This is a genomic window from Yoonia maritima, from assembly GCF_043641945.1.
Lineage (GTDB): Bacteria > Pseudomonadota > Alphaproteobacteria > Rhodobacterales > Rhodobacteraceae > Yoonia > Yoonia maritima_B.
This window is the reverse complement of the sequence record NZ_JBHZRX010000003.1, coordinates 466,166-491,708: the sequence shown is the minus strand read 5'-3', so window position 1 is coordinate 491,708 and position 25,543 is coordinate 466,166. Positions and strand designations below refer to the sequence as shown.

The window sequence follows — 25,543 nt, the reverse complement described above, 5'->3', positions numbered from 1 at the left end:
CTATGTTTCACGTGAAGCAGTCGGGATGCAGGTAACGACAATCAGGCCAAGTAGTACAAGCAGCGCGCCAATAGTGCTTTGAACTGTTACTTCTTCTCCGATTAGGAACGTGGCAAGAAGCCACGCGGTAACAGGTTCGGCTAACGCTAGGGTCACGGCTGTAGACGCAGCTATGCGCATTAGCCCCCATGTATAAAGCGCATAGGCCAATCCAGTGGCGACAAAGCCCAAGAAAACCAGCCCAAACCACGCTGTTGGATCTGCCAGCCAACTTAGGGGCACGAAAATAAGCGCGGGAAGTGTGACCAGCGTCGCAATGCAAAAGGTAGCGGCAGCAATTGTTGTCGTGGGTGCATGTTGCGTCATACGGCTAGTCGCAAGCGAATAGCACGCGTAACAAGCCCCGGCACCTAGCGCGAGTATGATGCCAAACATCGACCCATCAGAGCTTGCCCCAACCAATCCCAACATCCCAACGCCGATGATGGACAAGCATTGGCCAAGAATGCGTATCCTGTCCGGCAACTGACGGCCCACGACGATTTCCCAAAGCGTGGTCCAAAGTGGCGCACTGCCAATCGTTACGGCCGTTCCTATGCCGACGCCCGCCACGGAAACGGCGTAGAAGAACAAAAGATTGTAGCAACCGATAGCAACACCAGCGGTCAACAGCGCGCGTAGTGGCAGTTTGTGAAATGCGTTGCGGCTTTCACGCTTTGAGAAAGCCAACCCCAGCAAAAACAATGCGCCGAATGCCAACCGCAATGCACCCACGGCAAGCGGCTCGCGGTTGCTAGGCAATAGGGTTTGAACTGTCCCGGTCGTTCCCCATAGGCAGGCGGCTAGTAAAACCGCGCCCACACTTGCAAACCGGGCGCTGTTCATCAGATCAAATCACGCAGTTGGTAAATCAGCGAAAGCGCCTCTTTCGGGGTAAGCTCATCCGGCAGGATGCTTTTCAACCGCGTTTCGACTTCAGAATCCTTCGGTTTTTGGGGACTAGGTGCTGGTGTCGCGGAAAACAGTGGCAAATCGTCGATGATAGCCTTTTGTGCACTTCCGCCCTCGCGTTCGCCCTTTTCCAACGCCTCCAACACGACCTTGGCGCGTTCGACCACAACGGGAGGCAGGCCGGCGAGTCGTGCGACCTGTACCCCATAGCTGCGGTCCGCAGTCCCGCGTTTGACCTCGTGAAGGAAAATCACGTCGCCTTCCCATTCCTTGACGGTCACCGTGGCGTTTTCCACACCGACGAGCTTGTTCGAAAGCGCCGACATTTCGTGGTAGTGGGTGGCGAACAGGGCACGACAGCGGTTTACGTCATGTAGGTGCTCTAGGGTGGCCCACGCGATGGACAAGCCGTCATAGGTCGCCGTTCCGCGTCCGATTTCATCCAAAATCACCAGCGCACGGTCGTCCGCTTGGTTTAGGATCGCGGCAGTTTCGACCATTTCAACCATAAACGTTGATCGGCCGCGGGCCAGATCGTCGGATGCACCAACGCGGCTGAATATTTGGCTGACGATGCCGATATGCGCCTTTGCAGCCGGAACGTAACCGCCCATCTGCGCCAAGATTGCCAGCAACGCGTTTTGGCGAAGGAAGGTCGATTTACCAGCCATGTTCGGACCGGTCAGCAACCAAATAGGCGCGCCAGTTAGCCCGCAATCGTTGGCAATGAATGGCTCACCAGCCTTTTGAAGTGCGGCCTCGACCACCGGGTGGCGGCCACCGGCTATTTCAAACGCGCGACTGTCGTCCACCAACGGACGGGTCCAGTTTTCAGCCACAGACAGATGTGCAAGTGACGTCGCCAAATCGAATTCTGCAAGCGCCCGTGCCAATGCACCTAGTTGTCCAGAGAGCGCAACAATTGACTGAGTTAGGCTGGAATAGAGCCTTTTTTCAATCTCAAGCGCTCGACCGCCAGCATTCAGAATGCGTGTTTCAATCTCGGACAGTTCGACGGTCGTAAAGCGCACCTGATTTGCGGTCGTCTGGCGGTGAATGAAGTTTTCATTCAGTGGCGCGGCCATCATCTTGTCGGCGTGGGTTGCCGTTGTTTCGATGAAATAGCCCAGCACGTTGTTGTGCTTAATCTTAAGCGACGGAATACCTGATAGTTCGATGAACTCGGCTTGCATTGCTGCGATAACTGAACGGCCTTCGTCGCGCAGTTTGCGTACTTCATCCAGTTCTTCGTCATAACCCGGTGCGATAAACCCGCCATCGCGGGATAACAGTGGGGGTTCAGCGACCAGCGCATCATCGAGAAGCGCGAGCAGTTCATCATGCCCGGTTAGGTCTTTTGCTGCATCAGCCAAAAGCGATGGCAGATCACCGGTGACGCATTCCGCAAGTGCTTGGGCTTGACCGAGCGTGTTGCGAATGGCTGCCATATCGCGTGGGCCGCCACGGTCCAGCGCCAAACGCGAAAGCGCGCGATCAAGGTCATGAACGCCACGTAGCTGATCACGGATATCTTCGGTCAGTCGCGTGTTGTTTACCAGATGCTCAACACAGTCCTGACGCGCATGAATGACGGGCAGGGTACACGATGGCGATGATAACCGCCGTTCCAGCATCCGTGCACCACCAGCAGTGATGGTGCGGTCAATGCAATGCAAAAGCGACCCTTGCTTACCGCCATTCATTGCGTGGGTCAGTTCCAGTGAACGACGGGTCGCAGCGTCGATTTGCATCGCTGCGGACTGGCCTTCCTGAACGGGGGGGCGCAGCAGGGGCAAGTTACCTTTTTGCGTGATGTCGAGGTATTCGGCCACGGCAGACATGGCTGAAATCTCGACCCGTGAAAAACCACCAAAGGCATCTAGCGACCCGACTTTGTACAGGGCGCACAGACGCTTTTCACCTGCCGTGCTGTCAAAGGCAGCGGCACCCAAAGTTGTCAGGGTCGCGCCATTATCAGACACTATTCCAGCCCAATCCGCCTCTGATCCATCTGCGACGATCACCTCGCGTGGGGTCAGGCGGGCAAGTTCGGGGCCCAAATTCACACCGCTACATGGCATCACATGAAACGCGCCGGTTGAAATATCGACCCATGCAAGGGCGGCCTCATCACGGATCACGGCATATGCAGCAAGAAAGTTGTGGCGACGGGCATCAAGCAAGGAATCTTCTGTCAGCGTACCGGGGGTCACAAGGCGCACGACCTCGCGTTTGACCACCGCCTTATATCCGCGCTTTTTCGCTTCGGCGGGGCTTTCCATTTGTTCGCAAACTGCGACACGAAACCCCTTGCGGATTAGCGTCAGAAAATATCCTTCGGCTGCATGGTGGGGTACGCCGCACATGGGGATATCTTGATCATCGTGTTTACCACGCTTTGTTAACGCGATGTCCAATGCTTCGGCTGCTGCAATGGCGTCATCAAAGAACATCTCGTAGAAATCACCCATACGGTAAAACAGCAGCGCATCAGGGTACGCCGCTTTGATTTCTAGAAACTGTGCCATCATTGGCGTGACAGTGGATTTCTTCGTGCTCATTCATGCCCCCGGATCATCGGGCCGACATTACCTAGCCAATGTTAGCGACGAAACCCCGAAATCAACCCGTTGCGGCTCCAATCGGTAAACAGCTATGACTGTCGGACCAACGAGGGGGACGATAATGGCCAAAACGAAGATGACCCGCGAAGACGCGCTGCAATTCCACATGCAGCCAAACCCGGGCAAATGGGAAATTCAGGCGACTGTGCCAATGACGACGCAACGCGATCTTTCGCTGGCGTATTCCCCCGGTGTCGCCATCCCCTGCGAGGAAATCGCCGCTGACCCTTCGACTGCGTATGACTATACAAACAAGGGCAATTTGGTTGCCGTGATTTCAAACGGTACTGCTGTTTTGGGCCTTGGTAACCTTGGCGCACTGGGCAGTAAGCCAGTGATGGAAGGTAAATCCGTTCTATTTAAACGGTTCGCCGATGTGAACTCGATCGACATCGAACTTGATACCGAAGACCCCGATGCGTTTTGCAATGCGGTGCGGCTAATGGGGCCGACGTTTGGTGGAATTAACCTTGAAGATATCAAAGCGCCTGAATGTTTTATCATCGAACAGCGCCTCAAAGAGGAAATGGATATCCCCGTTTTCCACGATGATCAGCACGGGACGGCGGTGATTTGTGCGGCCGGTCTTTTGAACGCGCTGCATTTGTCGGGTAAAAAGATCGAAGACGTTAAAATCGTGCTGAATGGGGCAGGTGCCGCCGGCATCGCATGTCTTGAGCTGCTCAAGGCGATGGGTGCCCAGCACGATAACTGCATTATGTGCGATACCAAAGGCGTGATTTACCAGGGCCGGACTGAAGGGATGAACCAGTGGAAGTCGGCACATGCCGCGAACACTGATGCTCGTAGCCTAGATGACGCGATGAAGGGCTGTGATGTGTTTCTTGGGGTTAGCGCCAAGGGCGCCGTTACCCAAGATATGGTCGCCAGCATGGCACCAAACCCCGTAATCTTCGCGATGGCAAACCCTGATCCAGAAATTACACCAGAAGACGCGCATGCCGTCCGCGAGGATGCCATCGTTGCGACTGGCCGTTCGGATTACCCGAACCAGGTGAACAACGTCCTTGGATTTCCTTACCTGTTCCGTGGTGCGCTTGATATTCATGCCCGTGCGATCAACGATGAAATGAAAATCGCCTGCGCTGAAGCGCTTGCTGCACTTGCCCGCGAAGACGTTCCTGACGAAGTGGCAATGGCATATGGCAAAAAGCTGACTTTTGGGCGTGACTACATCATTCCAACGCCTTTCGATCCACGTTTAATCCACCGTATTCCAACCGCCGTTGCGCGTGCAGGTATGCGGACGGGTGTCGCGCGGCGTCCGATTGTCGATATGGATGCTTACGAGGCCACCTTGATGGGGCGGATGGATCCTACAGCTTCGATCTTGCGCAGCCTGAACGCACGTGCGCGGTCAAACCAGTCAACTGTGGTATTTGCCGAAGGTGATGACCCACGCGTTTTGCGGGCCGCTGTTCTGTATCAGCGTTCTGGGCTTGGCAAAGCGCTGGTTGTTGGACGCGCAAGCGACGTCGCAGAAAAGCTGACCGCCGAAGGGTTGGGCGATGCAGTGGCTGAACTGACCGTGGTGAACGCAGCGAACACCGAACATCTTGAAACTTACAAAGAATTCTTGAACCATCGCCTTCAGCGCAAAGGGTTTGATAGACAAGATATCCACCGTTTGGCGGCGCGCGACCGCCATGTGTTCGCATCTTTGATGGTTGCTCATGGGCATGCCGACGGGATGATCACGGGCGCGACGCGGAAATCTGCGCATGTGCTTGAACTGATCAACCACGTTTTTGACGCACAGCCGCATGATGGGGCGGTTGGCGTCACGGCAGTGCTGCATAAAGGCCGGATCGTCTTGATCACCGATACGTTGGTGCATGAATGGCCAGACGAGCAAGACTTGGGCGATATCGCAGAGCGTGGTGCATCCGTTGCCCGCGACCTTGGCCTTGATCCACGTGTGGCTTTCGTTTCGTTTTCGACTTTTGGCTATCCTGTTTCAGAACGAGCCGAAAAAATGCATGTGGCGGCAAGTGTTCTTGACGGGCGCAACGTCGATTTCGAATACGAAGGCGAAATGACGGTCGACGTCGCGTTGAATGTCCAAGCGCAAGAAAACTATCCGTTTTCACGGCTGACAGGTCCGGCTAACGTGTTGGTCGTACCGGCGCGACACTCGGCGTCGATTTCTGTTAAGCTGATGCAAGAGATGGCTGGCGCAACGGTAATCGGGCCGATTTTGTCAGGTGTCGGTAAGCCTGTTCAAATCTGCTCGACAGTGTCGACGGTAAACGACATCTTGAACATGGCAGTTATCGCGGCATGTAGGATCGATTAATGGCAATTTGGAATCTTGGCTCAATCAACGTAGATATCGTTTTCTCTGTTCCACACATTTTGGAGCCGGGCGAGACGCTTTCTTCCACGGGCCGAGAGATCTTTTTGGGCGGCAAAGGGGCCAACATGTCGGTCGCCGCCGCCCGTGCTGCCGCGCGTGTAAACCATATTGGTGCCGTCGGAAAAGACGGTGAATGGGCGGCTGATCGGCTACTTGAATATGGTGTGGATACACGAAATATCGCTGTGTTAGAAACTGATACTGCGCAAGCGATCATTATGGTCGATCCGCATGGCGAAAACGCGATCGTGCTTCATCCGGGCGCGAACGTGGAAATTCCGCAGACTGTTTTGCAAACGGCAATGGCTGAGGCACAAACTGGCGATTGGTTGGTTCTGCAGAACGAAACAAACCTACAACGCACCGCAGCAAGCATGGGTAAGCAGATGGGCTTGAACGTCGCCTATGCCGCGGCTCCCTTTGATGCGGATCGCGTGATGGCGGTTTTGCCTTATCTTGATTTTCTGATCCTGAACGCTGTCGAGGCCGAGCAACTGCGCGAGGCAACCGGTCAGTCGCCCGACGACCTGCCCGTGCGTGATGTCATCGTGACATTGGGTGCAGATGGCGCAGACTGGTATGGTACAAGCGGCAAGCAGCATTTTGACGCGATAAAGGTTGAACCCGTGGATACGACCGGGGCGGGCGACACGTTCACTGGTTATGTGCTTGCTGGGCTTGATCGTGGAATGACGATGGAACAATCAATTGAGCAGGCGACCAAAGCAAGCGCGCTAATGGTCACCCGTCACGGCACTGCCGACGTAATCCCGGATCTTTCCGAGGTTCTTGCTTTCCAGTCCTAGTGCACAAACGGCGCAGCATCGCCCCATAGCTCTGACACACGTTGATCACGCCCGCATGCATCGCGGTAAAACGCATACGCTTCGCTTTGGCGTTTTGGGCCACGCCGGGTCAAAACAATTGAGCTACCTTTGTAATAATCTTGGTGGACGGCTTCGGCTTCGTAGAACCGGGCAGCTTGTAGAATTGGGGTAACAACTCGTTGTCCCAAATCGCGTTGGGCAGCAGCCTTGGCAGCCTCAGCTGATGCATTTTGGGCAGTGTTAGACACGAAAATTGCCGTGCGATAGCTTTCACCTCGGTCGCAGAATTGACCGCCCGCATCAGTTGGGTCGACTGATCGAAAAAACAAATGCAGCAACTGATCATAGCTGACAACGTCCGCGTCATACGTGATTTGGACCGCCTCATAGTGCCCTGATCCTTTGATGGTTTCATAGGTCGGGTTTGCGGTGGTCCCACCGGTATAGCCGGACACCGCACCGATCACGCCGTTGACCTTTTCAAAGTCGCTTTCGACGCACCAAAAACAGCCCCCAGCTACTGTGGCGGTTTGAATATCTTCTGCGGCAACCACTTGCGCGGTTGGTGCAATTAAAACAGCGGCAATCATTGCTCTGAACATGGGCGTCTCCTCTTTGCTCTATCCTGTTTTGTTGGCGGTTTTGGTGCAATGCACGGCGACGTGATCTCACGCGGTGTTTATCGCTTGGAACATTTGGCGGCCTGTCCTAGCGTCCAAACAAAGGAGCCCGCTATGACCGAAGTGACCACCCACCAAGCCGAAGAAGATGCCCGGAACGAAGACATCCTAATCTATCTGAATGGGCAAATCGTGCCCAAGGCGCAGGCCACGGTTAGCGTATACGATAGTGGTTTCATGTTGGGCGACGGTGTGTGGGAAGGGCTACGTCTGTACGATGGAAAATGGGCGTTTCTAGACGAGCATATGGACCGCTTGTTCGAAGCCGCAAAAGCGGTTGATCTGGATATCGGTTTGGACAGAAAAGGCGTCATTTTAGCCTTGTTAGAGACACAAAATGCGAATGGTATGACCACAGACGCCCATGCGCGTCTGATGATCACACGCGGCACAAAGGTGCGTCCATTCCAACACCCAAGCCTGTCGCAAACCGGCCCTACGTTCGTGATAATCATGGAGCATTCAAAGCCAAAGATCCCGCGTCCAATCACGCTTTCGACGGTTCCACATTTGCGCGGTTTGCCAATGACGCAAGACCCCAAATTGAACAGCCATTCCAAACTGAATTGCATCCTAGCTTGCATCGCAGCCCAAAAGGCCGGCGCGGACGAGGCGCTGATGCTCGACTTGCATGGTTTTGTGAATACGACGAACGCCTGTAACTTTTTCATTGTGAAAAAGGGCGCTGTTTGGACAAGCACGGGCGATTATTGCATGAACGGCATCACCCGGCAAAAGGTGATCGACCTATGTCGCGCGAACGATATCCCCGTATTTGAACGCAATTTTAGTCTGGTCGATACCTATTCCGCCGACGAGGCGTTTTTGACGGGGACGTTCGGTGCACAAACCCCAGTCAGCAGCATTGATGGTCGTACCATTGGTACGGGTGAACTTGGCCCAATGACGGTGCGCTTGCGCGAGCTTTACAAGGAATTGGTTGATCGATCATGAGAATAGCAATGTGGTCCGGCCCTCGAAATCTTTCGACGGCGATGATGTATAGCTTTGGAAACCGCGCGGAGTTTGCCGTTTGGGATGAACCTTTCTATGCGCCCTATCTGGCAGCGACTGGTTTGGATCATCCGATGCGCGACGAAATCTTGGCGGCGCATGAGGCGGATCCAGAAAAGGTAGCGGCGCGTTGCATAGACTCTATTCCCGCTCAAAAGGCACATTTTTATATGAAGCACATGCCGCATCATATGATTGACGGGATGCCTTTGGATTGGACGAATGACTGTGTGAACGTACATCTGATCCGGCATCCGGCGCGTGTTATTGCGTCCTACGGTGAGAAACGTTCCGAGATGACTTTCGACGATATTGGGTACGCGCACCAGGCAGCCTTGTTCGACAAAATTGGCGGACATGTCATCGATAGCGCCGACATCCGTACGAACCCGGAAAAGATGTTGCGCAAGCTGTGCGAAGCAATTGACCTGCCATTTGAACCCGCAATGCTGAACTGGAGAGCGGGGCCTCGCGCCGAAGATGGCGTATGGGCGGCGCATTGGTACAACGCTGTGCATCAAAGCACGGGGTTTGCCGGGGCCGAAGGGCCGCTACCAGAACTAGAGGGTGAGGCGGCTGAATTATGCGCGCAAGCCTTACCGTATTACGAAAGGCTTGCGGCGCGAAAGCTATGACTTCAGCAACTCGCCTAGTTTCATTGCGATACGCGCATCGCCTGAGACCTTAAGCTTGCCGGTCATCACGCCAGTCATTGGGTTCAGCTTGCCTTTGACAAGTTTCGCCATGTTGGGCAGCGTGATTTTGATCGTGCAATCAGCCGCGCGATCAGTGTTGTTGGCTGTTTTGTCTTCGAGAACAACAACACCGTCGTCCCCGCAGTCAAATTTTAGGCTGCCCTTCAAAGGCGCATGATCGACCCCGCGTTGCAGCAGGGCCGTGATTTCATCAAGCGTCATTTTGTGCGGCGATCCCGTGCTGCAAGCAGTTTCAAGCGCAACGCGTTCAGCTGGATAAAGCCTTGGGCGTCTGTTTGATCATATGCGCCTGCGTCTTCTTCAAAGGTCACGTGGGCCTCTGAATACAGGGAATGATCGGACCAGCGCGCAACGGTTGTCGCAGAACCTTTGTAAAGTTTCACGCGAACGGTACCGCTGACGTGCTCTTGGGATTTGTCGATCAAGGCTTGCAGCATTTCACGCTCTGGTGAGAACCAGAAGCCGTTGTAGATCAGCTCTGCGTAGCGGGGCATGATGCTGTCCTTGAGGTGACCTGCACCGGAATCCAACGTGATCTGTTCGATCCCACGGTGGGCTTCGAGAAGGACAGTGCCGCCAGGCGTTTCGTAGATGCCGCGTGACTTCATACCGACGAAACGGTTTTCAACGAGGTCAAGGCGACCGACGCCGTGCTTGCCACCAAGTTCGTTCAGCTTGGTCAGGATAGTCGCAGGCGACATTGCTTCGCCGTTGATCGCAACCGCGTCACCTTTTTCAAAAGTGATTTCGACCATTTCTGGTGTATCGGGCGCGTCTTCTGGGTTCACTGTGCGCTGATAGACGTATTCTGGTGCTTCTTCGGCCGGATCTTCCAGCACTTTGCCTTCGGAAGACGTGTGCAGCAGGTTTGCGTCAACACTGAACGGCGCTTCGCCGCGTTTGTCTTTGGCAACTGGGATTTGGTTCTTTTCAGCGAACTCAAGCAGTTTGGTCCGGCTGGACAGATCCCATTCGCGCCAAGGTGCGATCACTTGGATATCTGGGTTCAGCGCGTAAGCCGCCAGTTCGAAACGAACCTGATCGTTGCCCTTACCTGTCGCGCCGTGGGCAACCGCGTCTGCACCTTCGGCAGCGGCGATTTCAACCAAACGCTTGGAAATCAGTGGGCGGGCAATGGATGTACCCAGCAGGTAAACGCCTTCGTAAACGGCGTTTGCGCGGAACATCGGGAACACAAAGTCACGAACGAATTCTTCGCGCAGATCTTCGATGTAGATGGCGCTTGCGCCCATCATTTCAGCCTTAGCGCGGGCTGGTTCCAGCTCTTCGCCTTGGCCAAGATCAGCAGTAAAGGTAACAACCTCGCACCCGTATTCCGTCTGAAGCCACTTCAGAATGATCGATGTATCGAGGCCACCGGAATAGGCGAGAACAACTTTTTTAGGGGCAGTCATACGAGGGGCCTTTATGTCAGATGTAATTAGCTTCGCGCGATAACGGTTTTCCGCCGATAGAGCAAGGATTGCACCGTTGACGCATGCTTTGCCGCATGTAACGAAGTCCCCATTCGCCAAAAAAGGGAATTTGTTGATGGCTTTTCAAATAATACGGCATGCGTTTGCTATGATTTTCGGCAATTTGGGGCAGGCACTTCGGGTGTCGGTTGGGCCCTATCTGATATTAATCCTTGTAATAGTTGGCGCGGGCGCTGCGTTGGTGGGGAATAATGGTCAGCTGCTTCGTGTTATGACAGGTGAAGTGCCACCAGAGCATTTTATGGGGCAAGGCGGAGGTGGCATTCTTCTGTTCGCATTAGTCGTGTTGGTGTTTATCGTATTTGTGGCTGCGTGGGTCGCTGTATCATGGCATCGGTTTATCTTGCTTGAAGAATACAGCGGCATGCTTCCTGCCGTGTCTGGCCGTCCAATCTGGCCATATGTGGGACGCAGCCTTCTTTATGGTCTTTTGATTGCACTGGTCGCTTTCGCTGTAGGCATGGTGTCATCGGCGTTCATGATGCAGTTTGCGGCTGCAGGTGAGGGTTCTTTGTTCATTGGAATCGCGATCTTCGGCATCGTTATGGTTGCCGTGGTATCTTATGTCTGGTTTCGGATTGGGGTGGCGTTGCCAGCAGTCGCGGTAGGAAAGCCAATCAGTATGGGTGATGCATGGCGTGCCACCTCAGAAATGAGTAGCACGATTTTCGGTATCGTCTTTATCATTGCCTTTGCCAGCGCGATTGCGGGTGTCGCAACACAAGGTCTATACGGTCTTAGCCCAATCCTTGGCATGGTTGTGGACATCTTTGTTCAATGGGTGACTTTAATGGTCGGCGTCAGTGTTCTGACAACGCTATATGGCCACCTAATCGAAGGCCGCCCGCTAATCGATTAAACCAGCGATAAACGCGGCATCGCCATCGTTTGCGATTTCTTGAACGGCGTCGCGTGGGTTCATCCACACGGCTTCATGGCCTGCCTCTGATGGGGGGCCATGGGGCCGTACGGGGCGGGCTAGATAAATGTGGCAGATCTTTTCGGCGTTAATCCCGTATTCGGGCATGTAGGTGAACCGACGGAAAACGCCTAGGCGCATGGGTTTGCCAATGCGCCAGCCAGTTTCTTCGAATACTTCGCGGTGTAGCGCCTGAATGGGGCTTTCTCCGGGGTCGATACCGCCACCGGGAAGCTGAAATTCAAAGTGTGGATCGCCTTGGTAAGTTAGCAGCAATTGCCCTTCGCGCGGCAAAATCGCATAGGCTCCGGAGCGCAAAACATAGTTTTGACCCGGTTTTGGGCTGTTTCCATAGCGTTTGATCATCACTTACCCCTTGGACCGTGGCTTGTCCTGACTATATAGGCGCGGTATGCCAATTCCTGACATGTAAGGAAACCCTATGAGCCTCAGCGCCAAAATCGCTTGGGACGATACCGTCCTGCCTTTTCAACTTGATGCATCCGACATCCGTGGGCGGGTGGCGCGGCTTGATGGCGTGCTGGAACAAGTGCTTTCGCAGCATGACTATCCAGCGTCGATCGAAGCGCTTGTCGCTGAGATGTCCCTGCTGACCGCCTTGATCGGTCAGACGATGAAATTACGCTGGAAGCTATCTTTGCAGGTTCGTGGTTCGGGTGCTGCGCGCCTGATCGCGACTGATTACTATGCGCCGACTGCGGATGGTAAGCCTGCGCGCATCCGTGCGTATGCATCCTATGATGACGAACGTCTGGATCATAATGCAGAACCATTTTCACAGATCGGTAACGGCTATTTCGCAATCTTGATCGACCAAGGCGAAGGTATGACACCCTATCAGGGGATTACACCCATTGCTGGTGGGTCGCTTTCAAAATGCGCTGAGACATATTTCGCACAATCAGAGCAACTGCCAACTCGGTTCTCTCTGACGCATGGCCAGTCGCAGTTGCCCGGCGAAGCAGCGCACTGGCGCGCGGGCGGTGTAATGCTACAGCATATGCCAAAAGCATCCCCCTCTGTGTCCGGCGAAGGCGGGTCAGGCGAGGAAGGTTTGCTGGATGCGGCCGATATTCTGGACGAAAATGAAGGTGAGAACTGGAACCGCGCAAACGCGTTGCTGGATACTGTGGACGAGATCGAACTGATCGGGCCGACAGTGACACCAACCGATCTATTGGTGCGTTTGTTCCACGAAGAACAGCCACGCGTCTTCGATGCACAGCCTGTTGCGTTTGGCTGTACATGTTCGGATGACCGTGTTCGTCAAAGCCTGTCCATCTATTCGGCCAAAGACATCGCGACGATGACGACTGAAGAAGGCACAGTGACCGCTGACTGCCAGTTCTGCGGTGCGCATTATGTTTTTGATCCAGCCACACTGGGTTTTGAGGCCAAGGATGGCGGTGCCTGATCTACGCACACGTATTGTTGACGCGCTGTCCAATTCGGGCAGTGCGTCGTCTGACTTTGACCTGAACAAATCTATTATGCCGGCAAAACTGACGCAGACCCCTGCGGCGGTTTTATTGGCAATTCACCCTGTGTTAGAGAGTGTAATTCTGACTAAACGGTCTGCAAGGCTAAAGCATCATCCGGGCCAGATTGCGTTTCCCGGCGGCAAACAAGACCCAACCGATGCAACGCTAACCGATGCAGCGCTACGCGAAGCACACGAAGAAATTGGCCTGCCATATGGTATTGTCGATGTTCTTGGGGCTTTACCAACGCATCAAACGGTGACGGGCTATCAGATGACGCCCATCGTTGGCGTGCTGACTGCAGACTACGATCCTGTTCCTGAAGAGGGCGAAGTCAGCGAAGTTTTTGAAATTCCACTGTCACATCTGGCCAATCCCGCGAATTATCGGATTGAAGGCCGTTATTGGCGAGGTCAAAGGCGTGAATATTATGCGGTTCCATACGGCCCGTATTACGTCTGGGGCGCTACAGCCCGCATTTTGCGTGGCTTTGCTGATCGGTTGTCATGACAAGAATTGATGCACCTTGGCTAGACGATAAAGCGGCCCAACAAGTCTGTGGCTTGCTGACCGACGCTGGCTATCAGGCTTGGTTCGTGGGTGGCTGCGTGCGTAACGCGCTTTTGGGTGCGCCCGTCGCCGATTTGGACCTGTCGACAGACGCGCATCCGAATGTTGTAACGACCTTGGCCAAGGCTGCCGGGCTCAGCGTAATTCCAACTGGAATCGAGCATGGAACAGTCACTATTCTTGCTGAAAGTGTCCCTTTTGAGGTGACAACCTTTCGCCGGGATGTTGCGACGGATGGGCGTCGGGCGACCGTGGCTTTCGCTGACAATATGGTTGATGACGCAAGGCGTCGCGATTTCACGATGAACGCTCTGTATGTCGGCCCTGACGGTGTTGTCGCCGATCCACTAGGCGGTTTGCCTGACCTCTACGCCCGCCGGATCCGGTTTATCGAAGATGCCGATCAGCGGATCAAAGAGGATTACCTACGTATCTTGCGGTATTTCCGGTTCCACGCGTGGTATGGTGCAACAGATGAAGGACCCGACCCTGATGCGCTGGCGGCCTGCGCCGAAAATATTGAAGGTTTACAAACGCTTTCAGCTGAACGGGTCACAAGCGAGCTGTTGAAATTGTTAGCCGCACCTGACCCCGCGCCATCAGTTGCTTCTATGGCTTCGACGGGTGCATTGGCGCAGGTGCTTCCCGGTGCGAATGCGGGGATGCTTGCCGTTTTGGTGCATGTCGAAGGGCAGGCGGGAATGTCGCCTGACCCAATCCGCCGATTGGCGATTTTGGGTGGTGATACCGGCGGCCTGCGGTTGTCGAAAGATGAAAGCAAGCGGCTAAAACAGATGCGCAGCGATCTTGATCCCAGTGAACTTGGGTATTGGTTTGGCGCGCAGGCCGCGTTGGATAATATGGCTGTTAGGGCGGCAAGCCTTGGTCAAGAAATAGACTCTAACTTAGCACAAAAAGCAAAAAACGGCGCGGCGCAAGTGTTCCCCCTTAAGGCTGCTGATTTAATGCCAAAGCTCCAAGGCCCTGCCCTTGGCATGGCGTTGAAAGACGCAGAGGCGCGGTGGATTGCATCGGGTTTTACACTGACAAAGGCTGACTTACTTGACTGACTTACTTCCGCTGTTTGGGTTTGTGTTCTTTGGTCTGTTTTCACCGGGCCCGAATGTCATTTTGCTGACAGCATCTGGCGCGCGCTTTGGGTTTCGGCGCACCGTCCCGCATATTCTGGGTGTGGCGCTGGGCGTTGGGATTACCGCTGGCGTTACAGGGTTCGGTATTGGCGCACTGCTTAAGGCGCACCCAACGCTTGAGATCGTCCTAAAAATAGCCGCCAGTGCGTGGATACTATGGATGGCTTTCAACCTATGGCGCGCTGATCCGGCGAAAAACCAGGGTGGGGATCGACCGTTTACATTCCTTGAGGCTGTTTTGTTTCAATGGGTAAATCCAAAGGTTTGGGCCGTGGCACTGAGCGCAACCGCATATGTCGCTGGCGCATCGCCGACGGATCAAGCGGTGACGCTTGGCTTAACGTTTTCGGGTTTGAACCTTGGGGTTTGTTTGTTTTGGGCGACTGCGGGCAGCTTGCTTGCCTATCTTCTGACCAATCAGGCCGCTTGGCGCATATTTATGCGGATTATGGCTGTGGCGCTGGTCGGTTTTTCGGTGCTGGTTTTCCTCTGATTGAAACCTTGCTATGTCTTTCGCGTATCCGAAAGGCAGGTCCATGTTTCGTTATTTCGAAGGTCTGGTCGATCCTTATACCACCTATCAAGAGACCGATGCGCCGCCCACGCGGCTCTATCCATTTTTGCGGCAATACGCAGAGCCATTCATTGGCGTTTTTGCCATTACGGCAATCGCGTCTGTGGTCATTGCTGCGGTCGAGATTTGGTTGCTTGGTTATCTTGGCCGGCTTGTCGACATCTTGTCGGGCGGCACCCCAGAACAGGTCTGGATGCAAAGCGGGCTAGAGCTCATCCTGGTTGCGGTGTTCATATTAACATTGCGACCGGCCATCCATATTTTCCAAGTTTTACTGCTAAATAACACGATCCTACCCAACTTTGGGACATTGGTGCGATGGCGAGCACATAAGCACGTGCTGCGGCAATCCGTCGGATGGTTCGAGGATGACTTTGCCGGCCGTATTGCCAACCGGATCATGCAAACACCCCCAGCTGCGGGCGAGGTCGTGTTTCAGTTATTCGACGCGATAACATTTGCGATTGCCTATGTTATCGGTGCTGCCATTTTGCTCGGGCAGGCTGACGCGTGGCTTATTTTGCCGCTTGCGCTTTGGTTCATACCCTACGCGTTTCTTCTGCGCTGGGTCGTGAAACGGATTGGCCCCGCGTCAGAGGCTTCATCAAACGCGCGCAGTGCGATTACCGGACGCGTTGTCGATAGCTATACCAACATTCACTCGGTCAAGATGTTCGCGCATCACGACCGCGAAGTTGCCTATGCCAAAGACGCAATTGAAAAGGCGCGCAGTACCTTCCAAGCAGAGATGCGCCTGTACACGATTATGGACGTGGCATTGATGATCTTGAACGGTCTGCTCATCGTTGGGGTCGTTGGTTGGGCGATCTATCTGTGGATGCAGGGCGTTGCCTCGGTTGGGGTTGTTGCTGTTGCGACGTCGTTGGCGCTGCGTCTGAATGCGATGTCCGGCTGGATCATGTGGGCAATCAGCAACTTTTTCCGTGAACTGGGTGTCGTTGCTGAAGGGATGAAAACCATCGCGCAGCCTATTCGGCTGTTGGACGACGATGCCGCGGGCGCACTTAAAATGGGTGCAGGCAAGGTCGAGGTTTCCGGCCTGTCCCATCACTATGGCAAAGAAAGCGGCGGTTTAGATAATATCAATCTGACGATTGCACCGGGTGAAAAGGTGGGCCTTGTTGGGCAATCGGGTGCGGGCAAGTCGACGCTGGTTAAGTTATTGCTGCGCTTTTACGACGCGGAAGAGGGGCGGATTGTCATTGACGGACAGGATATTGCGTCTGTTAGCCAAGAAAGCCTGCGGCGCGTTATCGGTATGGTACAGCAGGATTCATCGCTGTTGCATCGATCGGTACGTGAAAACATCTTGTATGGACGTCCAGATGCCACCGGAGAGCAGATGATCGCTGCCGCGCAAAAGGCCGAAGCCCACGAATTCATTCAGGGGCTTGAGGACGCTGAAGGTAACAAGGGTTATGATGCACGCGTTGGTGAACGCGGTGTTAAGCTTTCGGGTGGTCAACGGCAGCGTATCGCGCTCGCGCGGGTTATTCTGAAAGACGCGCCGATCTTGTTACTGGACGAAGCGACAAGCGCGCTAGATAGTGAGGTCGAAGCCGCGATCCAGCAGACCCTTTACGGGATGATGCAAGGTAAAACGGTTATTGCCATCGCTCACCGACTTTCGACCATCGCGCAGATGGATCGCATAATCGTTATGGACCAGGGCCGTATCATCGAGGACGGCAGTCACCACGATTTGTTAGCAGCGAATGGGCAATACATGCGGTTCTGGGCCCGTCAATCTGGTGGGTTTCTAGGATAATTTGAGCAGGACATAGAATGAAACCAGAGAACTGGATCGACCCGTTCGAACGCGCCGATGGGCCGCCCCCGCAGACCTTGTTGGCGTTCCTAAAATGGTGCGTGCAAGGCAGCATAAAAGTAGTATTTTTGGCTGGAATAGTGTCTGCTTTGGCGGGAACACTAGAAGTCGCCACCGCCCTGATGCTGGGGTGGGTTATCGACGCGGCGCTAGCGTCCGATGCTGGTTCTTATTTCTCGCAAAACATGATGTTGTTGCTTGGCGTAACCCTATTTTTCGTAGTCGTACGCCCGATTTTCCTAGGTGTGTCTGGGCTTCTTCAAAACGTGGTCATTGCACCGTCTTTAAGCAACCTCATCTTGTCGCGATTGCATCGGCATTCGATTGGGCAGTCGGTTACATTCTTTGACGATGATTTTGCTGGCCGTATTGCGCAAAAGCAGATGCAAGCGGCCAGAGCGGCAACAGATTTGGTGGTCGATATGATCCACACTGTGGCCTTTGCGTTAGCTTCGCTTGTTGGGTCGATCATTTTGTTGCTGACGATGGATCTGCGGTCTGCTGCGCTGCTGACGCTATGGGTGGTCGCCTATATCGGTATGATTAAATACTTCATGCCTCGTATCCGTAAACGCGCAAAGGCACGTGCTGCAACACGTGCGATGGTCACAGGGCAGGTGGTTGATACCATCACGAATATTAAGACCGTAAAGCTGTTCGCCCACGATGATTTCGAAGACCGTGCCGCGATCGAATCCATGGAAAACTATCGCGATAGGGCGATAAATTATGGCTGGTTGTCTGCGGCGTTTCGGTTCTGGCTAATGGCGCTGGGCGGGTTACTTCCAATCATTTTGGTCGGCGCGACGCTCTATTTCTGGAGTTTGGGTTCAGCAACGGCGGGTGACATTGCAGCAGCAGGTGCGATTTCCTTGCGGCTGTCGCAAATGACGGGCTGGGTCAGCTTTACGTTGATGGGCATGTACGCCAACGTGGGCGAGCTTGAAGATGCGATGCATACCCTTAGCCCTGCGCATTCTTTGACCGATGCTTCTGACGCTGCGGAGCTGAATGCGGATCAAGGTGCGATTGCCTTGCAAGACGTCAGTTTTCGGTATGGTGGCGGTCCCGGTGGGCTAGATGGTGTGAACCTCTCCGTTGAACCGGGCGAAAAGCTGGGTTTGGTTGGCGCGTCTGGCGCTGGGAAATCGACATTGGTGGCTTTGCTACTGCGTCTTTACGACACCGAAGAAGGCGTTGTTTCGATTGACGGCCAAGATATCCGGGACGTCACCCAAGAAAGCCTGCGTCGCCAGATCGCGATGGTCACCCAGGAAACCGCAATGTTTAACCGGTCAGCGATTGATAACATTCGCTATGGCAAACCAGACGCGACCCAAGACGAAATCGAAGCAGCAGCCAAACAGGCAGAGGCGCATGATTTTATTCTTCAGTTGGTCGATCACAAGGGGCGCAAAGGCTATGACGCGCATCTGGGTGAACGTGGGGTAAAGCTGTCTGGTGGCCAACGGCAACGGATCGCGATAGCCCGTGCCATTCTAAAAGACGCCCCGATTTTGGTGCTGGATGAGGCTACAAGTGCTCTCGATTCCGAAGTGGAAGCATCGATTCAAGGTGCATTAGATTCTATTATGGACGGAAAGACAGTGATCGCCATTGCCCATCGCTTGTCTACTTTGGCGCAAATGGATCGCATCATCGTGCTTGACGCGGGCCGCGTTGTTGAACAAGGAACGCACGACGACTTGCTGGCCAAAGGTGGGCTTTATGCCCGTTACTGGAATAGGCAGTCTGGTGGTTTCATAGATGCGAAAGATGCGGCGGAATAATGTTAACGATTGAAAGCCTGACTCACCTTGGCATGGGGCGCGCATCTGATGGGCGGTCTTTGCTACCCCGTGTTCTTCCCGGTGAAGAAGTTGAAGTTGCCCAAGACGGCACAGTGCGGATCGTTACACCGTCGACCGACCGCGTTGCGGCATCTTGTCGGCATTACAAATCTTGCGGTGGATGCGCGATGCAACACGCCACAGATGAATTCGTCGCCGACTGGAAGCTGGGCATCGTTCAAAAGGCGGTGCAGGCGCACGGGCTCGCCCCTGATTTTCGCGCAGTGGCGACTTCGCCAGCGCGGTCTCGTCGTCGTGCAAAGCTTTCTGGGCGCCGTACCAAAAAGGGCGCGATGGTCGGGTTTCACGGTCGCGCGTCCCACACGTTGGTCGCTGTGCCTGACTGCCAACTACTTACACCAGCGTTGTTGGCCATTCAGCCCGCGCTAGAGGCGTTGACCGTCTTGGCATGTTCGCGCAAAGGCGAAATCGACCTGACCGTAACCGATGCCGCACTTGGTCCGGATGTATTTGTTGCCACAGACAAAGAACTGACACCGCAGTTGCGTGTAGAATTGGCGGCATTTGCAAACCAGCACGGTTTGTCGCGTCTGGTCTGGAACGACGAACCCGTCGTTACCATCAATCCTCCAACGCAAGATTTTGGCGGCACAAAGGTGACGCCTCCTCCGGGCGCGTTTTTGCAGGCAACAAAGCACGGTGAAACCACGCTGCTGCAAGCCGTCGAAGAAATTACGGCCAAGGCGAACCGCGTCGTTGATCTATTTGCAGGATGCGGCACGTTCACATTGCCCATCGCTAAACGAGCCGAGGTTCACTCCGTTGAGGGCGAGGCTGAAATGCTGAACGCGCTTGATCGTGGTTGGCGCGAAGGTCATCAGCTGCGCAAAGTGACAACTGAAACGCGCGATCTATTCCGCCGTCCGTTAGAACCAGACGAGCTGCGCCACTTTGATGCTGCCGTGATTGATCCCCCGCGTGCCGGTGCTGAAGCCCAAATCGAGGCATTGGCCCGTTCCGAGATCAAAACAATTGCGATGGTGTCGTGTAACCCGATCACATTTGCCCGCGATGCAAATATGCTGACAGATGTTGGGTTTAGCATGCCTTGGGTGCAAACAGTCGATCAGTTCCGCTGGTCCCCCCACGTAGAGGTCGTCGCCCCATTCACACGAAAATGAGGGTAAACTGCTAGAATTTCCTACCTTTTGCCACAATGTAGGGTTAAATTGCTTAAAAACGGCGAAGACCGGTACAAGTAGGCAGTGATATGATTTCAAGACGATCTATGATGGTCGGTGCGGCAGCTGGGTTGGCTGGCTGTGCGGCAGCACCACAAGTTTACACAGGGCCGGAAGTGACCCGTATTCAGGTATTTAAAGGTCAGCGTAGGATGCAGTTGCTGCATCACAACAAGCTGTTGAATGAATACCAATTCCAGCTGGGTTTTACTCCAGAAGGGCACAAAGTTCACGAAGGTGACGGACGTACGCCAGAAGGTGCGTATTTGATCGATCGTCGTAACCCTAACAGCAAATATCACCTATCGTTGGGTATCTCGTATCCTAATGCGAATGACGTTGCGAATGCGCGTAGCCAGGGCCTTGATCCGGGCGGCGACATTTTTATCCACGGCACACCTGATCCGTGGGTTGGCAAAGCTGATTGGACATGGGGCTGCATCGCCATTTCGAACAAGGAAATGGACGACGTATACGCCATGGTCAACACTGGAACTTTGGTGACGATCTACGCTTAAAAGGCGACCGAAGCGATGGGTTGCGATACCATTGGGTCGCTACCCATATTCATGCACCACCACAGTTTTCCTGCTGGTTCTTGATACCAGGCAAAACCCATAGAGCGCGCGTTCGGATCAAGGATCACGGCGCGCGTGTCGGGTTGGCTCATCCATGCGGCAAGCGTCTGCAATTCGGTTTCGTAAGATTCCGAAATGTTTTCACCTAGCAGGCGGCCAGGGAAACCTGCGCGCCGGGCGCGGTCTAGCGGGCTAGAACCATCTGATCCGAATAACCAAGGCCGGTTTTGGATCGACATGTCACGGGCATGCGTTGCTGCGGCAGCGTTCAATTGTGCGTTTAATTGAACAGGTGCAACGCCGGCTTTGCTACGGAGTGCATTCACACTGTCGAGCATCCGGAACTGGACAGCCGCTTTGTCGTTATCCGTAATCCGGTAAACTGAAGCGACCGGCAATCCGTCGGGGCCAAGTTGGCGCTGCGGTTCACATGCGGCCAATGCAGTAGCGGCAAGCCCCAAGATCATTTCACGTCGGTACATCGGTCACCTAATTCGTTTGTGTTTTCTATCTTTATCGACATCAGAACGACACTTCAAACCCGCATCGCGATAGATATGTCATTCTGACATTTGTTTGAATTGCAGTGACAGACCAGACACATTAGATTGCAAATCTGAAAGATGTTCAGACTGGACCGGAGACTGCAATGAAGAATGACCTGTCACGCCGCGGATTTTTGGCCGCGACGGCTGCTATGATTGGTACTGGCGCCGCTGCGCAGACTGCGAACTCGACTGAGATGGAAAGCGATATTTCAAGTCGTGTTCAGCGCAATATTTCTAGCTTCCGATCACTTGATTGGCAGCCGTATTTCAGCAACCTGAATAACGGCGCTATCTTGGTCGATATTCAGTCGCGTGCGCTGCACTATTGGTCCGAGGATCAAGCGATTTACAAACTGTTTCCGACCAGTGTGCCGCTGACAGATGACCTGACGCGCACAGGCCGCACAGAGGTGACGCGCAAGGTCGAAGGTCCCAGCTGGGCACCGACGCCAGCTATGCGTATTCGCAACCCAGAATGGCCCGAGTTCATTGGCCCCGGTCCCGATAACCCATTGGGTTCACACGCACTTTACCTGTCTTGGCAGTACTACCGGATTCACGGAACCCACGACACGCGCAAGATTGGCCGCCGTTCTTCAAATGGATGTATTGGTCTGTACAACGAACAAATCGCAGAACTGTTCGGCTATGCCAAAGTGGGCACGCAGGTCCTGCTGATTTAAGTTACGAACTAAAGCGACGGGTGAGCCAACCAAAGATCCACGATCTGTTTGGCTCGCGCGTCGGTTTCGGCGAAATGTACCTTGGTACTTCGCTTGTCCGCCTTCTGATCGGCGATTTGCTGCGCTCGATTGATTTGGATGTTTCTTCGTTAAACTCGCGCACCCATGCCGGAATTTGCTTTTTCGGCGCTTCGACAGGGCGCTCCTTAGCCTTGTTTTCACGCGGCTGAGAGTTCAGCACATATTCGTTGGTTTCAGAGACCAACCGGGTCAACGTCTGCCCAAGGTTATCACTTGGTTTCAGCAGTAGCGGTTTAATCCGATTCCGTTTGTCCCCGTCGATAATGTCAGACCATTCGCGTGCGGACTGAATCCGGTCTTTGGGCAAGATGGCCATTGCCTTATCGATCGCCTCAAGGAAGGCTGGTTCATATTCATCAAAGCGCCCGGCAAGCGGTTTGCAAGGGTCTGGATTCTGGCCTGCGAACTCTGCCATGCGGGTTTGGCTGTTCGGTGGGGCCTCGCCTGAAATCAGGTGATAGAATGATGCACCAAGCGCGTATAGGTCGCTGCTGGGCCCTTGTTTGCCACCAGCAAAGTAGAATTCTTGGGGCGAGTATCCGTCTTTCACCACGAGTACCGCAGACAATTCACGTGTTTCGCGGCTTGCTTCTTCGCGGGCGGCGCCAAAGTCGATCAGAACCGGGCTACCCCATTTATCCAACAGGATATTGTCGGGTGAAATATCGCGGTGAAGCAGATCCTGGCGGTGTACTAGGTCAACAGCATCCAAAAGCTTGATCAGAATGTTCTTGATCTGCTTGGGCTTCAGTTCCTGCTCTTCATCTTTGATGATGTCTAACAGGTCGCGCCCGTCGATCAGGTCAAGAACCATGTATGCGGTTTCGTTGTCTTCAAAAATCCGGTGAACGCCGACCACATTAGGGTGCCGCATTTTTGCGATTGTGCGTGCTTCGCGCATGAACATAGAAACGATCGAACGATATTTTTCGTAATGCCCATCAGAGCGGACAAAGACGTTTTTGCCGTCACGGCGACAGAATACCTCTGGGTAGCATTCTTTGATAACTACGCTGCGTTCTAAGTAATTGTCTTGTGCAAGGTAGGTAATGCCAAAGCCGCCATTCCCGAGGCGTCTTTTGATCGTGAACTGATCGCCTAATAGCGGGGTCCCGTTCGGGAGCGCCTCGCCCTTTTGCGAAGTGTTCGTCGTTTGCTTTGATGGCGCCGTTGTTGTCATGTCTCACCAAATACGCGCGCCAAAAAACAGGCGCTGTCCTAAAAAATACAAGTCAATAACTGCCGTATAAATGTGGTCGTAATACGGCCAACAAGCAAAAAATCGCTTATCGTCAACAGCTTAAGAAAACAATTTATCCAATTGGATAGCTTTTGTATCCATTTGCGCTACAAAAATCGTGGTGTTCGTCGAATTTGGCAAAAATTGGCGTGAACGATTCTATTCCAGCCAACCCTGCAAATTGCGTTCGATTACGCCTGACAATGCGTCGATATGTGCTGGGCTGTCATTTAGGCAGGGTACATAGGTAAAGTCTTCGCCGCCTGCATGTTCAAAGCTCTCTTTGATCTCTTCGTTGATCTCTTCAAGCGTTTCGATGCAATCAGCCGAGAATGCGGGCGCACAAACGGCGATGTTTTTGGCCCCTTCTTCGCTCGCGAGGCGGGCGACTTCTTCGACCGTGTACGGCTTTAGCCATTCCTCTGGGCCAAATTTGGATTGGAATGTTGTGACGATTTGCGTGTCGTCCCAACCCAGCCGTTCCTTCAACAGGCGTGTCGTTTTCTGGCACTGGCAGTGATAGGGGTCGCCTTCGTGCAGATAGCGTTCAGGAACACCGTGATAGGAACAGATTAGCTTTTCTGGCTTTTTGTCCGCATCGGCATAGGCCTTTTCAACAGATTGCGCGAGCGCATCAATATATGCAGGGTCTTCAAAGTAAGGTTCGACCACCCGCGCGATTGGCTGCCACTTTTCATCCATCAATGCGCGAAAGAACTGATCGTTCGCCGTAGCTGACGTTGCGCCCGCATAGTGAGGGTAGAGCGGGAAGAACAGGATTTTGGTGCAGCCTGCCTCGGTCATCTCACGGACCTTGGATTTGGTCGAAGGGTTGCCGTAACGCATACAGAAATCGACCATAACGTTGTCGCCATAGCGTTCCTGCATTTTTGCCTTGATGGCAGAGGTCTGCTGTTTAGTGATCGTCAGCAGCGGGCTTTCGTTTGCTTCATTGTTCCAGATGGATTTATACGCAGCACCTGATTTAAACGGCCGGCTGGTTAAAATGATCAGCTGGAGGATTGGCTGCCATTTCCAGGACGGATAATCGACCACCCGCTTGTCGGACAGGAATTCGCTAAGGTAGCGCCGCATCGGCCAATAATCAGTCGAGTCAGGTGTTCCAAGGTTCGCTAGAAGGATCCCAACCTTTGCTGGTTTGATCTTTGGGTGATCAGCTGGAGCATGGGCAGGGCAGGTTGCAGGCTGCGATTTATCAGACATTTGCGTGGCCTTTTGGAACGAATGTTTAGAACGGAGTTAAATAGTTTACGTCCGAGGTCAATCTTTGGATTGATCTAAGGGCGTTTCTGTCGCGCCTAACGCATCGGCAAGTCGGGTCGTCGCGCTGCCGGGACGTAGTGGTTGTTGTTGCCCTTCGCCGGGTGACCAGCCGGTTAGCGTGATCAGTTCAAAGGTCGCATCAACCCGGCCATCGTCATTGCCAAAGTGTTCAGCATAAATACTTGCGGTTTCGGTCATCACGTTGCGACGCGTCATGTGCTTGATCCGCGCATCAAGCGCATTGGCTTCGCCCATTTTGCGAAGGTCATGCATTAAATGGAACGCGTTGGCATAACTTGCGGTCAACGGCGTCGCGTCTGCAACCGGTAACGCAAAGCCCGCCCGCTGAAGTAGCGCGCCAAGATCACGTATTTCGCCCATAGGCGCAATGCGCGGCGATAGCCCGCCAGCGACGATCGCTTCTGCTTCTGCCAAAGATGCACGCAATTCATGAAGGGTTTGACCACCCAAGAAACCACACAACAACAGACCATCGGGTTTGAGCGCGTGCCGGCATTGAACAAGTTGCCCAACCGGATCGTTTGCCCAGTGCAGCGCCATAACATGCAGCACCAGATCGTGCGCTTCAGGTTCAAGCGCGAGCATATCATCGTCAGCGACAATTGTTGCGTCAGGAAACGCTTGCGCCCAAAAATCCGGAAATCCCGTCACCACGGCAACTGACGTAAAGGTTCTGTTAACCTCGTTCAGTCTTTCTTGCAGCTCAGCGGCTAATGTTTCGTGCAGAAACAGCGCATCCGCTTCAGCGCGGGCGCGATTACGTTGCAGGGCGAGGCGGTCAACAAGTACGGGCATATTTTCCATGC

General features: G+C 53.9%; 24 protein-coding genes. 14 read left to right on the top strand and 10 right to left on the bottom strand.

The annotated features are described in order from the left end of the window. Nucleotides 1-885 carry a DMT family transporter gene (locus ACHUEV_RS09035; protein ID WP_394179070.1) on the bottom strand — a complete coding sequence of 295 codons (885 nt, stop codon included), beginning with the start codon at nucleotides 883-885 and terminating at the stop codon, nucleotides 1-3. Further along, the gene (gene mutS / locus ACHUEV_RS09030; protein ID WP_394179068.1) at nucleotides 885-3,512 is read right to left on the bottom strand and encodes a DNA mismatch repair protein MutS; all 2,628 of its coding nucleotides are present in this window, start codon (nucleotides 3,510-3,512) and stop codon (nucleotides 885-887) included. The genes ACHUEV_RS09035 and mutS overlap by 1 nt, the downstream gene beginning before the upstream one ends. Before the next feature lie 124 nt (nucleotides 3,513-3,636). Between mutS and ACHUEV_RS09025 the strand changes: the two genes are divergently transcribed. Next, nucleotides 3,637-5,892, top strand: coding sequence for an NADP-dependent malic enzyme (locus tag ACHUEV_RS09025; protein ID WP_106358702.1), 2,256 nt, complete (start codon nucleotides 3,637-3,639; stop codon nucleotides 5,890-5,892). After that, a complete protein-coding gene (locus ACHUEV_RS09020; protein WP_394179066.1) occupies nucleotides 5,892-6,758 on the top strand; it encodes a ribokinase in 867 nt (288 codons plus the stop codon). Before ACHUEV_RS09025 ends, ACHUEV_RS09020 begins: the two co-directional genes overlap by 1 nt. Here ACHUEV_RS09020 and msrA read toward each other — a convergent pair. Continuing rightward, nucleotides 6,755-7,381 (bottom strand): peptide-methionine (S)-S-oxide reductase MsrA, encoded by a 627-nt coding sequence (msrA, locus tag ACHUEV_RS09015; RefSeq protein WP_394179064.1) that lies wholly within the window; start codon nucleotides 7,379-7,381, stop codon nucleotides 6,755-6,757. The two genes, ACHUEV_RS09020 and msrA, sit on opposite strands and share 4 nt — an antisense overlap. A gap of 132 nt (nucleotides 7,382-7,513) precedes the next feature. Between msrA and ACHUEV_RS09010 the strand changes: the two genes are divergently transcribed. Both ACHUEV_RS09010 and ACHUEV_RS09005 read left to right on the top strand, forming a co-directional pair. Beyond that, a complete protein-coding gene (locus tag ACHUEV_RS09010; protein ID WP_394179063.1) occupies nucleotides 7,514-8,413 on the top strand; it encodes a D-amino acid aminotransferase in 900 nt (299 codons plus the stop codon). Continuing rightward, a complete protein-coding gene (locus tag ACHUEV_RS09005) occupies nucleotides 8,410-9,108 on the top strand; it encodes a sulfotransferase-like domain-containing protein (RefSeq protein WP_394179062.1) in 699 nt (232 codons plus the stop codon). The genes ACHUEV_RS09010 and ACHUEV_RS09005 overlap by 4 nt, the downstream gene beginning before the upstream one ends. Here the strand turns inward: ACHUEV_RS09005 and ACHUEV_RS09000 are convergent. Together ACHUEV_RS09000 and ACHUEV_RS08995 are read right to left on the bottom strand one after the other, a co-directional pair. Further along, complete coding sequence (locus ACHUEV_RS09000; RefSeq protein WP_106358697.1) at nucleotides 9,103-9,390, bottom strand: SCP2 sterol-binding domain-containing protein; 288 nt, start codon at nucleotides 9,388-9,390, stop codon at nucleotides 9,103-9,105. The two genes, ACHUEV_RS09005 and ACHUEV_RS09000, sit on opposite strands and share 6 nt — an antisense overlap. After that, nucleotides 9,387-10,604, bottom strand: coding sequence for an argininosuccinate synthase (locus tag ACHUEV_RS08995; RefSeq protein ID WP_106358696.1), 1,218 nt, complete (start codon nucleotides 10,602-10,604; stop codon nucleotides 9,387-9,389). Before ACHUEV_RS08995 ends, ACHUEV_RS09000 begins: the two co-directional genes overlap by 4 nt. Nucleotides 10,605-10,740: 136 nt before the next feature. On the opposite strand from ACHUEV_RS08995, the gene ACHUEV_RS08990 reads away from it, so the two are divergent. Further along, nucleotides 10,741-11,544, top strand: a complete 804-nt coding sequence (locus ACHUEV_RS08990; protein WP_394179059.1) for a hypothetical protein — start codon at nucleotides 10,741-10,743, stop codon at nucleotides 11,542-11,544. Here ACHUEV_RS08990 and ACHUEV_RS08985 read toward each other — a convergent pair. Next, nucleotides 11,533-11,970 (bottom strand): NUDIX hydrolase, encoded by a 438-nt coding sequence (locus tag ACHUEV_RS08985; protein ID WP_394179057.1) that lies wholly within the window; start codon nucleotides 11,968-11,970, stop codon nucleotides 11,533-11,535. The two genes, ACHUEV_RS08990 and ACHUEV_RS08985, sit on opposite strands and share 12 nt — an antisense overlap. A 76-nt stretch (nucleotides 11,971-12,046) precedes the next feature. On the opposite strand from ACHUEV_RS08985, the gene hslO reads away from it, so the two are divergent. The 8 genes from hslO (at nucleotide 12,047) to ACHUEV_RS08945 (ending at nucleotide 20,820) form a co-directional block, all read left to right on the top strand. Beyond that, on the top strand, nucleotides 12,047-13,039 hold the full coding sequence (gene hslO, locus ACHUEV_RS08980) for an Hsp33 family molecular chaperone HslO (protein WP_394179055.1): 993 nt from the start codon (nucleotides 12,047-12,049) through the stop codon (nucleotides 13,037-13,039). Then, nucleotides 13,032-13,616 carry a CoA pyrophosphatase gene (locus tag ACHUEV_RS08975; RefSeq protein WP_394179053.1) on the top strand — a complete coding sequence of 195 codons (585 nt, stop codon included), beginning with the start codon at nucleotides 13,032-13,034 and terminating at the stop codon, nucleotides 13,614-13,616. The genes hslO and ACHUEV_RS08975 overlap by 8 nt, the downstream gene beginning before the upstream one ends. Next, nucleotides 13,613-14,746: a CCA tRNA nucleotidyltransferase gene (locus tag ACHUEV_RS08970; protein WP_394179051.1), complete on the top strand. Its 1,134-nt coding sequence runs from the start codon at nucleotides 13,613-13,615 to the stop codon at nucleotides 14,744-14,746. The genes ACHUEV_RS08975 and ACHUEV_RS08970 overlap by 4 nt, the downstream gene beginning before the upstream one ends. Then, nucleotides 14,739-15,320 carry a LysE family translocator gene (locus tag ACHUEV_RS08965; protein ID WP_394179049.1) on the top strand — a complete coding sequence of 194 codons (582 nt, stop codon included), beginning with the start codon at nucleotides 14,739-14,741 and terminating at the stop codon, nucleotides 15,318-15,320. The genes ACHUEV_RS08970 and ACHUEV_RS08965 overlap by 8 nt, the downstream gene beginning before the upstream one ends. A 43-nt stretch (nucleotides 15,321-15,363) precedes the next feature. Then, nucleotides 15,364-17,190, top strand: coding sequence for an ABC transporter ATP-binding protein (locus ACHUEV_RS08960; protein WP_394179047.1), 1,827 nt, complete (start codon nucleotides 15,364-15,366; stop codon nucleotides 17,188-17,190). Between the two features lie 17 nt (nucleotides 17,191-17,207). Then, nucleotides 17,208-19,040, top strand: a complete 1,833-nt coding sequence (locus tag ACHUEV_RS08955) for an ABC transporter ATP-binding protein (RefSeq protein WP_394179045.1) — start codon at nucleotides 17,208-17,210, stop codon at nucleotides 19,038-19,040. Beyond that, complete coding sequence (locus ACHUEV_RS08950; protein ID WP_394179043.1) at nucleotides 19,040-20,242, top strand: class I SAM-dependent RNA methyltransferase; 1,203 nt, start codon at nucleotides 19,040-19,042, stop codon at nucleotides 20,240-20,242. Before ACHUEV_RS08955 ends, ACHUEV_RS08950 begins: the two co-directional genes overlap by 1 nt. Before the next feature lie 89 nt (nucleotides 20,243-20,331). Further along, the gene (locus ACHUEV_RS08945; RefSeq protein ID WP_394179041.1) at nucleotides 20,332-20,820 is read left to right on the top strand and encodes a L,D-transpeptidase family protein; all 489 of its coding nucleotides are present in this window, start codon (nucleotides 20,332-20,334) and stop codon (nucleotides 20,818-20,820) included. Here ACHUEV_RS08945 and dalA read toward each other — a convergent pair. Next, nucleotides 20,817-21,362 carry a divisome-associated lipoprotein DalA gene (gene dalA, locus ACHUEV_RS08940; RefSeq protein WP_394179039.1) on the bottom strand — a complete coding sequence of 182 codons (546 nt, stop codon included), beginning with the start codon at nucleotides 21,360-21,362 and terminating at the stop codon, nucleotides 20,817-20,819. The genes ACHUEV_RS08945 and dalA overlap by 4 nt on opposite strands. 167 nt (nucleotides 21,363-21,529) lie before the next feature. Between dalA and ACHUEV_RS08935 the strand changes: the two genes are divergently transcribed. Further along, on the top strand, nucleotides 21,530-22,111 hold the full coding sequence (locus ACHUEV_RS08935; protein ID WP_394179037.1) for a L,D-transpeptidase: 582 nt from the start codon (nucleotides 21,530-21,532) through the stop codon (nucleotides 22,109-22,111). A 1-nt stretch (nucleotide 22,112) separates the two neighbouring features. Here the strand turns inward: ACHUEV_RS08935 and ACHUEV_RS08930 are convergent, their stop codons facing one another. The 3 genes from ACHUEV_RS08930 to ACHUEV_RS08920 all read right to left on the bottom strand — a co-directional run bounded on the left by ACHUEV_RS08930 (nucleotide 22,113) and on the right by ACHUEV_RS08920 (nucleotide 25,541). After that, the gene (locus ACHUEV_RS08930; RefSeq protein ID WP_394179035.1) at nucleotides 22,113-23,372 is read right to left on the bottom strand and encodes a serine/threonine protein kinase; all 1,260 of its coding nucleotides are present in this window, start codon (nucleotides 23,370-23,372) and stop codon (nucleotides 22,113-22,115) included. 219 nt (nucleotides 23,373-23,591) lie between these two features. Beyond that, on the bottom strand, nucleotides 23,592-24,656 hold the full coding sequence (gene hemH, locus ACHUEV_RS08925) for a ferrochelatase (RefSeq protein WP_394179033.1): 1,065 nt from the start codon (nucleotides 24,654-24,656) through the stop codon (nucleotides 23,592-23,594). 57 nt (nucleotides 24,657-24,713) lie between these two features. Then, on the bottom strand, nucleotides 24,714-25,541 hold the full coding sequence (locus tag ACHUEV_RS08920; protein WP_394179031.1) for a methyltransferase domain-containing protein: 828 nt from the start codon (nucleotides 25,539-25,541) through the stop codon (nucleotides 24,714-24,716). Between the last annotated feature and the right edge of the window lie 2 nt (nucleotides 25,542-25,543).